Consider the following 12,262-nt stretch of genomic DNA (forward strand, 5'->3'; position numbering starts at 1 on the left):
TGAATAAAATAAAAATACTGGAATGAAAGCTCATTCCAGTATAAAGTCCAACCTTTGGAGCTCAGTATAACACTGAGCTTTTTTATTTTTTAAGTGGTTTTATTAAGATAGTTTTTTATAAAGTCAATAAATATCCTTGTTGATTTGTTTAAAAATTTATTATCTGTCCAATATAGTTCAATAAATTGCTCGCATTTTATATCATTAATAGGTAATAGTTTAATAGAAGATTCATAATCTATACACCATGATTTTTCAGGAATAAATCCAACTCCATAACCTTCTTTTATCAAATTATAAACAGTTGAAGGAGAATCACATTCAAAACCTACATTAGGTTCAAAGTCAGCATAGTTACAAAATCTATCTGTAATTTTTCTGAAATTTGTACCTTCTTCTAAACATATAAAATTCTCATCTTGTACATCTTTAAAATATATACTATTAAGCTTTGATAGTGGATTGTTGTAAGGTACACCTATAAATATTTCTTCACTAGTTAATACTTCATAATTTGATGATTTAAATTCAAAGCAATATGAAGTAATACATATATCAAAATCGTAGTCAAATGTTGATTTTGGAACATGTTGTATTAATTTGAATGAAATGTTTGGATGCAATTTTTTAAATTCACTAAGTACATCTAAAATTAACCCTGATGCAGTAAGTACGATTAATTTGATTTGCTCAAATTCACTACAAGCTAAATCTTTTATTTCTTTAGTTGATGTATCTAATAAATTGAGTATCGAATCAACTCTTTTAAGAAAAATATTTCCACAATAGTTTAATTTGATAGACCTTCCTTTCCTGTCAAATAATTTTACACCTAAATCCATTTCAAGTAGAGCTATACTTTTGCTAAGTGCTGACTGTGTTACATGTAATTGTTTAGCAGCATTAGTCATATTTTCAGTACGAGCTACCACCTGAAAATATTTTAATTGTAATAAATCCATGATGCTTAATCCTCCTTTTGCTTTATGACTAAAAGCATATAAAAATAATGAAAAATTTATATTATACATTATCGATGAGAGAATATATAATTAAATCACTAATAGTTATATTGTAAGAAAATTATAAAAATTGCAAGGAGGTACAGAAATGAAAGAGAAGACAGGAATTAGAAATGCTCTGATAGCAGCCTGTATAATTACAGTATTGGCTGAATTAATTGGGCCTATTTCATTTAAAGTTATGGGTATTAATATAACTTTACTTAGTATACTATGGGCTATCTTTATAGGTATGGCTATTTCACCTCATTTGTTAGGAAGGGTTATACCAATTTTAAAAAAGTTTATAGGAGATAATGAAATAAATGTGTCTCCATATCTTTTATCTTTAACTTTATATCCATTAGGAATAATGTTTGGAATTAATGCAGGTCCTAAAGTTGGTATATTACTTCAAGCAGGACCAGCACTTTTATTACAAGAGTTTGGTCATATGGGTACAATGTTAATAGCATTACCTGTTGGAGTAGCATTAGGTCTTGGAAGAAGTGCATTAGGAGGGACTTTTTCATTATGTCGTGACACAGCACTAGGAATTATTGGGGATAAGTATGGATTAAATTCACCAGAAGGTATAGGAACATTAGGAACTTATATAAGTGGTAGTATCTTTGGAACATTACTATTTTCATTTTTGGCACCACTGGGTGTTCTTATAGGCCTTCATCCATATGCTTTAGCAATGGCATCAGGAATGGGAAGTGGTTCTATGATGGGGGCTGCAACAGCATCATTGATGAATACTGTCCCAAATATGTCTGAACAGATTTTAGCTTATTCAGCAACCAGTGGATTGATTACAGCTGTTACTGGAATATACATAGAATTATTTTTATCATTACCAGTAGCCAATTATTATTATAGTAAAGTGGCTCCAATTATTGAGAAGTTTAGAAATAGAAAAAAAGCAAACACAAGAGATGTCTTATAATGGAGGGTGTATAGATGGAAAAGACTTTGAAGACTATTATGGAACAGATAAAAATAGTAATGTTCATATATATTATTATTTGCTTTGGACAGGCTATAGCACTTAAAACACAGGCTAAAGATTTGTTGATTGGAAGTATATTTGGGTTTATATTAGTAATAATTGCTATTGTAATAAAGAATTTTGTTAAGAGACCAAATTTACCAGGTTTTGCATGGGCTACTTTAGTTGCGTTTGCATTATCACTTCCAATATCACCAGTTGGAGATTTTATAGCAAGTAATATAGGAAAAATCAATTTTATGTCTACAGTAACACCATTATTAGCTTTTGCAGGAATTTCTGTAGGTAACCAATTAGACATATTAAAGACTTTGAGCTGGAAGCTAGTAGTTATATCATTTATAGTTATGACATCTACTTATTTTGGTTCTGCTTTTATATCTCAAACAGTTCTAAAAATAAATGGAATGATTTAAGGAGGTAGTAAGTATGGAAGAATTAAAATTAAAAATCAAAGAAGATATAAAGTTGTTATCTGATGAGAAAAAAGCATCATTTGAAAAGGTATCTAAATCTCTATTTGAAAATCCAGAATTAGCATTTGAAGAATTTAAATCACAAAAAGCATTATGTGATTTATTAGAAGAAAAGGGATTTAATGTGACAAAGGGTGTAGGAGGATTAGAAACATCTTTTGAGGCAGTCTACTCAAATGGAACTGGTGGAAAGACAGTGGCTTTTCTAGCTGAATATGATGCACTTCCAGGTATGGGACATGCTTGTGGACATAATATAATAGGTACAAGTTCTGTTGGAGCGGGTATTATTTTAAAAGAAGTTATAAAAAAATATGATATAGAAGGAACTGTAAAAGTGTTTGGAACACCTGCAGAAGAAAGAGTAGGTGGAAAGATAACTATGATTAGAGAAGGAGTTTTTAAAGATGTAGATGCTGCATTAATTTTACATCCATGTGATGCTTCAATACCTGATGATATATCATTTGCTCAAGTTAATTTAAAATTTGATTTTAGTGGAAAAGCTTCTCATGCTGCTGCTTATCCTTGGAAAGGAAGAAGTGCATTAAGTGGAGTAATAGCACTGTTCAATAGTGTAAATAGCATGAGATTACATCTTAAAGATTATGCAAGAGTACATGGAATTATAACTGATGGAGGGAGTATACATAACATAATTCCTGAAAAATCTACAGCTATATTTAATGTAAGAGCATTAAGTATAGAATACCTAAATGAAATTTGTGATATGCTTAAAAATTGTGCTAAGGGAGCTGCAATTTCTACAGGAACTAGTGTAGAAGTAATTCAATTAGATGAGATATATAAAGAAATAAAAAATGATTCAAGATTAGTAAATATAGTTAGAGAAAATTTTGAAGTATTAGGTGAAGATTATATTGAAAGAGATTTAACACAAGGTATTGGTTCAACCGATACTGGAAATTTAACTCATGAAATACCTGCAATACAAGCATATATCAAATTAAAAGAAAACACTGCAACTCATACAGAAGAATTTGCTGTAGCTGCTGGTGGCGAAGAAGGAAAAATAGCACTTATAAAAGCAATTAAAGTACTAGCAATGTGTGGTGTAGATGTTTTGTACAGTAAATAATGTATTACTAAAAAATACATGAAGAAAGGACATTAAATATGATATTAAAACAAGTATTAGAGGTTTATGATATTTTAGACAAATCAACTGCAAGTGGAGAAGAAGTAAAGACATACTTACAAAGCTATGGTGGAGAAAAGATAATGGTAAAAAAGCTATCATCAAATAAAGGTTCTACAGATTTGGTTAAGCTTACAATTGCTGGTAAGAATGGTAAATTAAATGGAGGAAATGCTCCTACTCTTGGTATTTTAGGCAGACTTGGAGGTATTGGAGCAAGACCAGAGGTAATCGGTTTTGTTTCAGATGGTGATGGAGCATTGGTAGCAATTTCAGTAGCAGCGAAACTTTTAGATATGCAACGAAAAGGAGATGCATTAGAAGGCGATATTGTAATTTCCACTCATATTTGTCCAGATGCTCCAACTAAAGAACATTATCCTACACCTTTTATGGATTCACCAATAGATATGATAACTATGAATGAAAATGAAGTTGACAGTAGTTGTGATGCAATACTTTCAATCGATACTACTAAAGGTAATAGAATAATCAATACTAGAGGATTTGCAATATCACCAACTGTCAAAGAAGGGTATATATTGAAAACTAGCGATGATCTTTTAGATATTATACAGACTGTAACTGGAAAATCTCCATTTGTATTTCCTTTATCAATTCAAGATATAACACCATATGGAAATGACTTGTATCACTTGAATAGTATTTTACAGCCAGCAGTTGCTACAAATTCTCCAGTAGTTGGAGTAGCAATTACTACAGAAATGCCTGTTGCTGGATGTGCTACAGGTGCAACTCATTTTAGTGATTTAGAGTCAGCTGGTAGATTTGCAATTGAAGTTGCCAAATTATTTGGTGCAAATAAGTGTGATTTTTATGATAAGGAAGAGTGGGTAATATAACTGTTAATAAAAATCTATACAAATGTATATAAATTTATACAAAAATACAGATAAAATATAGATAAACAGTAAGCCCTTCGTATCAAGTAATTGGTGCGAACTCCACGTTAATTGCTTTTAACTCCTAAAGCTCAATGACCAAAGCAAAGCTAGAAATGGCATATGTAAAGGTGCGAAAGCGGAAAAAATAATTGAGATGGCATATGGTGAAATAAAAGCTATCAATTTTATGTGATAGTCCTAAGTGCTAATGCAATGGATGTTTAGCAGGGAAACTCCTAAGTCTTAGATATGGAGAACCTTCAACGACTATCTCCTTGAGGGAGAGTAAAACCACAAGCTAATGGTGGAAGAAAAATGTGGCTCTTATCAGAGGATAAGATGAAGATATAGTCTACGCTTATGTGAAAGCATAAGAGGTCTACTTGTGAGAGAAAGACTGCATTAAAAGTTGCGTTTTAATGTGAATGAGAAAAATGTAGACAAATTTAGAATATATAGATAAATTAGCTGATTTGTATTAAAATATAATTAATACAAGGAGGTGGTACATATGGAATTAATGTCCATTGGAAAGTTTGCTAAAAAAGTTAGTGTTCATCCAAGAACATTAAGAAGAATGGAAGTTGATGGAAGGTTAAAGCCTTATTATGTTTCAGAAGGTGGTACAAGATACTATTCAACTGAACAACTTAGAGAATTTAATCAAAAGTCAGAATTAAAACGCATTGTAGTTGGATATTGTCGTGTTAGTACGCCATCTCAAAAGGATGATTTAGAAACACAAGTTGAAAATCTTAAAACTTATATGTATGCCAAAGGATATGAATTTGAGATTATTAAAGACGTAGGTAGTGGCATTAATTATAAGAAAAAAGGTTTGCAACAGTTAATAGATAAGATAAATAATAGAGAAGTAAGCAAAATCGTAATTCTATATAAGGATAGGTTAGTACAATTTGGTTTTGAACTTATCGAATATCTTTGTGAAATTAACAGTGTTGAAATAGAAATTGTAGACCATAGTGAGAAATCTAAAGAAGAAGAATTAACTGATGATTTGGTTCAAATTATCACAGTATTTGCCAATAGATTATATGGTTCACGTTCTAAAAAAACTAAACGTTTGATTGATGAGGTGAAAAGCATTGATAATAGGGAAAAAGATTAGATTAAAACCCACAAAAGAACAAGAAATGTTATTTTGGAAATCAGCTGGTGTAGCTAGATGGTCATATAATTACTTTATAGCTACTCAAAATGAAACATATCAATCATATTTAGATAATAATAAAACAGGAAAAAAATTTATAGGTGATGGGGAGGTAAGAAAATACATTAATAATGTATTAAAACCTACTACTCATGCATGGTTAAAAGAGGTTGGAAGTAATGTAATGAAGCAAGGTGTTAAGGATGCAAAAGATGCCTACACTAAATACTTTAAAAAACTTGCTGACAAACCAAAATTTAAATCAAAACATAAATCTACTCCAAGTTTTTATGTAAATTATGAATCTTTAAAAAGAATTGATGGATTTCATTTTAGAGGAGAAAAAATAGGAATAGTTGAAACTTCTGAGATGTTACCAAAAGTAAAAGATAAATATAGTAATCCCCATATTAAGTATGACGGAAAGTATTGGTGTTTATATTTTAGTATTGAAATTGAGGAAGAAACATATCAACTTACAAATATATCACTAGGAATTGATGTTGGAATAAAGGATTTAGCTATATGTTCAAATGGTGAAACTTATAAAAATATTAATAAAGGTAAGGAAGTTAAAAGACTTGAAAAGAAACTTAAAAGGGAATTAAGAAGTTTTTCACGTATGAAGGAAAATAATATGATTAATAAAATCTATTATAAAAGTGGAGATAAAAAAGGAAGATTGAAGTCTTTTGAATATATTCGTCCACTTAGAGAGTGTAAAAACTATCAAAAACAACTTAAAGTTGTTCAAGGAATTTACCGTAGACTTACAAATATTCCTAATAACCATTTACATCAAACAAGTTCTGAAATTGTGAAAACCAAACCTTTCAGAATAGTAATGGAAACTTTGAACATAAAAGGTATAATGAAAAACAAACATTTATCTAAAGCTATTCAACAACAAAAATTATATGAATTTAAAAGACAAATTCAATACAAGTGTAAAAAATATGGTATTGAATTTATAGAAGTTAATAAATTCTTTCCAAGTAGTAAAAAGTGTTCTTGTTGTGAAAATATTAAAAAAGATTTAAAACTAAGTGATAGAATTTACAAATGTGATAATTGTGGAATATCTATTGATAGAGATTATAATGCAAGTATTAATTTAGCAAATTATTCAGTTTAAGAGCTTTCACATTAAAAGAAACCTTAAACGTGTACCCATCGATACTGGGGAATTTAAGCCTATGAAGTGTTATATCAAACTAAAGTAGATTATCTTCGGATATTCAAAATAGGACACGTTGAAGTAGGAAAAGTTAAGTTGAAAGCCTTTTAGGTATAAGACAACTTACAGTAAAGATGTAGACAAGTAGATATATTTATATAAATTTGTATATGTTTTTCGTATCGGATATACTTATCAAAAGATATGGTAAATTGAACACATTCCAGACTTTTGGTATACAATAAGCAAAAAATATAAAGTTTATATAATTTGTAATACATAAATATTATTAAAAAACACACATCTTGATTATAATTACTAAAAAAGGAGTGCCTCATTGATGATTTTTAAAAATCACTTTGAGGCAACTCCTTATATTTTTGTTTAAAATTTAATTATTTATTAATATTTAAATATAATCTTTTGTTAAACTAAGGTGTTGTATTTCCACCACCATCAGGAGGGGTGACAGTACCGCCACTATTACCACCATTATCAGGAGGGTTAGTAGTGCCACCACTGTTACCACCATTATCAGGAGGAGTAGTAGTACCACCACTATTACCACCATTGTCAGGAGGGTTAGTAGTACCACCACCATTATTTCCACCATTATCAGGAGGAGTAGAGCCACCACCATTATTACCTGAATTATTGTTGTTATTATTGTTCTCTTCTTCTTGTTGATTATTATCTGGTTTCTTTGTATCTTCAGTAGATGGTTGAGAACTTACTCTAGAAGGAGCAGTACCTTCAATAAATGCTGCTTTAGAGCCAGAAGATTGCTTTCCTCCATCTTCTAAATTAATTTTTGTAAAATATACATTTTTAGGAACTTCAAATTCAGTAACTGTTAAATTTGCATGTATTTTTGCCATAATTTTTTGCCAAAGTTTTGCTGTACTAGTACTTCCATGTGGAACATCTCTACGTTTTATAGTGTTACCAGCATCATCTTTTCTACCAGCATCATCTCCAATGTATGTTGCTCCTACATAATAAGGTGTATAACCAACAAACCAAGCATCAAATGCGCTATTTGTAGTACCAGTTTTACCTGCAACAGGCATTCCTTTTGGAAGTGATGCAACACCACCTGTACCTTCAGTAATTACACTTTCTAACATATCTGTAACAACATAAGCTACTTCTGGGTCTACAACTTTATGCTCCTCAGGAGCGTTTTTAACTAACAATTGACCATCAAAAGTAGTTATAGTAGTGTAAATAGATGGTTCTACATAAACGCCTTGATTTGCTAATGTACCATAAGCAGCAGCCATCTGAAGTGGAGTAATACCACTTGCCATACCACCAAGTGTTAATGCTGGGAACTGTCTATCAGTTGCTCCTGTTTGGCTATTTTTAACAGTTGTTATACCAAAGTTCTTTAAGTAGTCCATCATTATATCTATACATTCATCGTAAGAATCTCCAAGCATTTCAGCAGTTTTAACTGCTATTGTATTTGAAGATTTAGCAAGTGCTTTACGTAAACTCATAGAACCATGACCACTAGTAGTAGTTCTTGGATTCCACTCATTATTTTTTTTGAATTTATATCCTCCTCTAACATCATTTAGAGCAGTTGATTGTGTAATCTTTAAAGTATCAATAGCTGGTGTATAAATTGCTAAAGGTTTTATAGAAGAACCTGGCTGATGAGGGCTAGTAGCACGATTTAAAGTTTTTCTGCCACTTATGTTTCGGCCTCCAGCTAGTGCTCTTATTTCACCATTTTTGTAATCTAAAATTACCATTGACGCCTGAGGCTGGCTAACTCCATCAGGTCCAACCATATGTCCTGGGAAATTGCTATTTCTATCAAATTCTTCTTCTAAAGCATCTTGCATTTTAGGGTCTATAGTTGTATTTACAATTAAACCACCATTGTAGAATAAGTTTTGAGCTTCATCATTTGTATGACCTTGTTCCATTAGGGCATTTATAACTTCACTTTCAATAAGGTCTTCTACAGATGAAGAAACTTTATCTGCTGATTTAGGTAATTTTATTTCTATCTTAGCATTAATTGCCTCGTCATATTCTTTTTGTTTTATATATCCTAGGTCTAACATTTTCTTTAGAACAATTTCTTGTCTTTTCTTAGCTTCAGGATTACTTTCAGCTTTTCTAACTACTAATGTACCTGCTTTTAGCTGTCTATAAGTATCATTAGATATAAGTTCCCAAGTCTTTAATTTTTCAATCATATCAAAGTCTACTTGAGTTGGGTCATCTAAATTATCATCAGTTGTATTAACAAAAAATAATAATTTATTCTCTAAGTCACTCTTAGTTTCACTTCCATCCAATTTAGAAGTTTTGTAAGCTGAAAACCTAGATGGATTTTTAGTTGAACCAGCAAGAAGTGCTGATTCAGCTATAGTAAGGTCAGCTGCAGACTTATCAAAATAACCACGTGCACCAGCCTCAGCTCCTGCTAGACCTCTACCAACGAAAAAGTTATTTAAATAAGTTTCTAATATTTTGTCTTTACTTACTGTCTTACTCATCTCATATGCATAATAAATATCTTTTATTTTACGAGGTATAGTTTGTTGCTCAGTAGTCAACAGCATCTTAGATACCTGCATAGGAATAGTACTACCACCTTGTTTGGTACCTGTAAGAGTTTTTAATACTGATCTAAATAAACCTCTAATGTCAACACCCTTGTGTTCATAAAAACGTTCATCTTCTATTGCAACTACTGCATGCTGAAGATGAGGTGAAATTTTATCTAATGGAACGGGTGTCTTCTTATTTACACTTGGAGCAGTAGATAATGTTTTTCCATTAGCGTATTTAATTGTAGTTGTTTGGTTAGTTTGCTTGTCTAAAACAGCTTCTGTAACTGGAGACACATCTCTTAATGATGCAAATACTAATCCAGCAGTACCTGCTGCACCAACAACTAATAAAACTAAAAATACTATACCAAATACTCTTAGTTTTTTAAATTTATCGCTTTTTTTAGATTTCTTCTTGCTTTTAGTTGAATGAGTTTTGTTAGCTGAATTTCTATTAACTGGTTTATTTGAGCTACTAGATGAGCTAACCTTTTTTCTTCTTATTTTATTTCCATTTTTATCATTATCGTTATTCATAAGATTTTAACCTCCTTACTTAATGCAATATTATAACACAAATAGGAGTAATTTTGTAATTAATAGAAAAAATGAATTTGCTATAATATTCTGTACATTGTAGATATGTATAAACAAAATGTATTAATAAGTCTATATTTTTATTTATTTATTTTTGACAAATATTATAAAAATTATGCCAAAGTTACATATAAATAAATAGGAGGCGATAATTTTGAATAGGATAGTAGATAGAAAAAAGAAAAATGAATTTAGAAAAATTGTAGCTATCTTCTTGTTAATTCTTTTCTTGTCTGTATTTATAGGCAGTTTTATATATATAGATAAAAGTTTAAGACCAACAATTACAGTTTTAGCAGAAACAAAAGCTCTTGAATTGGCAAACAGGTCTATAAATAAAGCTGTTGCTGAAATGGTAGAAGGAAAAATAAATTATGAAGATTTAATGGATATACAGCTTGATAATAATGGAAAAATAACTATGATACAAGCAAATACTATTATGATGAATGAGATTGCATCTGCAATAGCTTTAGAAATACAAGATGAATTAAAAAAAGGTAAAACAGCAGATTCTTACATACCTATAGGAACAGCATTAGGAAGTCCTATATTAGCTAAATACGGTCCTAAACTTGAAGTATCTATTGAACCTATAGGAACAGTATCAGTAAACTTTAAAACAGAATTTGAGTCTTCCGGCATAAATCAAACAAGACATAGAATATATTTAGAAGCTCAAACACAAGTAAAAGTTGTAATCCCACTTATAACTTCAACAAAACAAATTAAAGCTCAGATACCTATCTGTGAGACTATAATAGTAGGTGATGTTCCAGAAAGTTATGTAAATATACCTGAAAAGAACCTTGGGAATGTTTTACCTAACACTGGAAAAAATGCTAACAAGTAATATAGTGATATTTATTTTTTAATAAATTTGAAATAATAGTTTATAAATAAAAATTTTGTAAATAATAAGTAGTAAATAATAATTAATAGAGTTGTAATAAAAGCTAATATAATTGTAATAAAAATTTATACTTTAAAGTATGTAAAATATTTAATATATTTGGTCTGTAGAGTGAAGGAATATATCTTCAGACCAAATATATTATTAACATTTATTTAGTGATGTTTTAGAGTTTACAAATTACTTATAATATTTATTATCTAGAGCATCCATTTAATAAATACACCATAACCAACAGCTGGGTCATTTTCAATGGCATGAGAGACTGCTCCTATTATTTTATCATCTTGTACTATTGGAGTACCACTCATACCTTGTACAATACCACCAGTTTGAGATAAAAGGTTTTTGTCAGTGATTTTAATTTTAAAACTTTTACTCTCAGGATGGTTTTGGTTTTCTATATCTATAATTTCAATATTATATTTTTTACATTCATTAGAGTTGTTTTGTAAAATTATTTGAGCTTTTCCTAATTTAACTTCATCTAATGAAGCTACTTTATATTTTTTTAAGCTAGAAATATCAAAATTATTAATTTGACCTCTTATTCCAAAATCAGTGTTTTCTGTAAAACTACCAATAATATTTTCTCTTTTTGCATTTATACATCCAACACTACCTCGATAAGATTTTTCTATATCAAGATGTTTAGTTGTAGAAATTGAACCTGATTTTATAGGTATTTTTCTTGAACTACCAACACTTATTGGATGACCTACAGCACCAAATTCTGATGTTTCTGGATTGATATAAGTTAAGGTAGCAAATCCAGAAAGCAAGTTATTAAAACTAATTTTTTCTAATATGTGTTTAGTTGTTTTCATTGTTAAAAGTTGACCACTTCTATTTAATAAGATAGAGACTGGTTTTTCTTCAGGTAAAGCATTTAGTGTATTAGCAAAATCACTATATCCATCAACTTCTATATTATTTACCTTGATTATAGCATCACCTAATCTAAATGGAGATGCTTCACCAGGACTTCTAACAATGATATTTTTTAGTTCTGCATCAATTTGAAGAACATTTCCTATAGGTATTAAATATTCAGGTTCACTTTTTTGTAAATTTTGTGCATAAATTAAATTATTTGAGAAAAAATATAATAAAAATAAAAATGTTAAAACAATTGTAAATTTAGACTTAGCTAAGTTACTTCTTTTATTTAAAGCTTTATTTTTAAAATAAAAATTTTTAAATTGCATAGAACACCTCTTTCTTATTAAAATATTTTAATAATAAAATTGAAATTTTCTTGCTGCTTCAATATTA

The 12,262-nt window shown here is 29.7% G+C and carries 10 protein-coding genes; 7 read left to right on the plus strand and 3 right to left on the minus strand.

The genetic code is table 11. The annotated features are described in order from the left end of the window. Positions 1–89: 89 nt before the first annotated feature. Positions 90–962, minus strand: coding sequence for a LysR family transcriptional regulator (locus KGF50_RS03330; protein WP_227846816.1), 873 nt, complete (start codon positions 960–962; stop codon positions 90–92). A 148-nt stretch (positions 963–1,110) separates the two neighbouring features. Between KGF50_RS03330 and KGF50_RS03335 the strand changes: the two genes are divergently transcribed. From KGF50_RS03335 to KGF50_RS03360, 6 genes are all read left to right on the plus strand, one after another. Continuing rightward, entirely contained in the window at positions 1,111–1,953 is an 843-nt protein-coding gene (locus tag KGF50_RS03335) for a DUF3100 domain-containing protein (protein ID WP_227846817.1), read from the plus strand. A gap of 14 nt (positions 1,954–1,967) precedes the next feature. Further along, complete coding sequence (locus KGF50_RS03340; RefSeq protein WP_227846818.1) at positions 1,968–2,432, plus strand: hypothetical protein; 465 nt, start codon at positions 1,968–1,970, stop codon at positions 2,430–2,432. A gap of 13 nt (positions 2,433–2,445) precedes the next feature. Beyond that, positions 2,446–3,591: a M20 family metallopeptidase gene (locus KGF50_RS03345; RefSeq protein ID WP_227846819.1), complete on the plus strand. Its 1,146-nt coding sequence runs from the start codon at positions 2,446–2,448 to the stop codon at positions 3,589–3,591. Between the two features lie 38 nt (positions 3,592–3,629). Then, positions 3,630–4,514 (plus strand): DUF1177 domain-containing protein, encoded by an 885-nt coding sequence (locus KGF50_RS03350; RefSeq protein ID WP_227846820.1) that lies wholly within the window; start codon positions 3,630–3,632, stop codon positions 4,512–4,514. A gap of 553 nt (positions 4,515–5,067) precedes the next feature. Next, positions 5,068–5,685, plus strand: a complete 618-nt coding sequence (locus KGF50_RS03355) for an IS607 family transposase (protein WP_227846821.1) — start codon at positions 5,068–5,070, stop codon at positions 5,683–5,685. Then, entirely contained in the window at positions 5,663–6,862 is a 1,200-nt protein-coding gene (locus KGF50_RS03360; protein WP_227846822.1) for a transposase, read from the plus strand. Before KGF50_RS03355 ends, KGF50_RS03360 begins: the two co-directional genes overlap by 23 nt. Before the next feature lie 473 nt (positions 6,863–7,335). On the opposite strand, the gene KGF50_RS03365 is transcribed toward KGF50_RS03360, so the two are convergent. Then, positions 7,336–10,014, minus strand: a complete 2,679-nt coding sequence (locus KGF50_RS03365) for a transglycosylase domain-containing protein (RefSeq protein WP_227846823.1) — start codon at positions 10,012–10,014, stop codon at positions 7,336–7,338. 214 nt (positions 10,015–10,228) lie between these two features. Between KGF50_RS03365 and yunB the strand changes: the two genes are divergently transcribed. Then, positions 10,229–10,927: a sporulation protein YunB gene (gene yunB, locus KGF50_RS03370; RefSeq protein WP_227433393.1), complete on the plus strand. Its 699-nt coding sequence runs from the start codon at positions 10,229–10,231 to the stop codon at positions 10,925–10,927. Between the two features lie 260 nt (positions 10,928–11,187). On the opposite strand, the gene KGF50_RS03375 is transcribed toward yunB, so the two are convergent. Continuing rightward, the gene (locus KGF50_RS03375; protein WP_227846824.1) at positions 11,188–12,195 is read right to left on the minus strand and encodes a SpoIVB peptidase S55 domain-containing protein; all 1,008 of its coding nucleotides are present in this window, start codon (positions 12,193–12,195) and stop codon (positions 11,188–11,190) included. Positions 12,196–12,262 lie beyond the last annotated feature (67 nt).

Source organism: Clostridioides sp. ZZV15-6598, assembly GCF_020657705.1.
Classification (GTDB): domain Bacteria; phylum Bacillota; class Clostridia; order Peptostreptococcales; family Peptostreptococcaceae; genus Clostridioides; species Clostridioides difficile_F.

Coding starts and splice junctions, on each gene's coding strand:
- KGF50_RS03330 (WP_227846816.1), bottom strand. CDS start 962: ATGGATTTATTACAATTAAAATATTTTCAGGTGGTAGCTCGTACTGAA.
- KGF50_RS03355 (WP_227846821.1), top strand. CDS start 5,068: ATGGAATTAATGTCCATTGGAAAGTTTGCTAAAAAAGTTAGTGTTCAT.
- KGF50_RS03340 (WP_227846818.1), top strand. CDS start 1,968: ATGGAAAAGACTTTGAAGACTATTATGGAACAGATAAAAATAGTAATG.
- KGF50_RS03335 (WP_227846817.1), top strand. CDS start 1,111: ATGAAAGAGAAGACAGGAATTAGAAATGCTCTGATAGCAGCCTGTATA.
- KGF50_RS03375 (WP_227846824.1), bottom strand. CDS start 12,195: ATGCAATTTAAAAATTTTTATTTTAAAAATAAAGCTTTAAATAAAAGA.
- KGF50_RS03350 (WP_227846820.1), top strand. CDS start 3,630: ATGATATTAAAACAAGTATTAGAGGTTTATGATATTTTAGACAAATCA.
- KGF50_RS03345 (WP_227846819.1), top strand. CDS start 2,446: ATGGAAGAATTAAAATTAAAAATCAAAGAAGATATAAAGTTGTTATCT.
- KGF50_RS03365 (WP_227846823.1), bottom strand. CDS start 10,014: ATGAATAACGATAATGATAAAAATGGAAATAAAATAAGAAGAAAAAAG.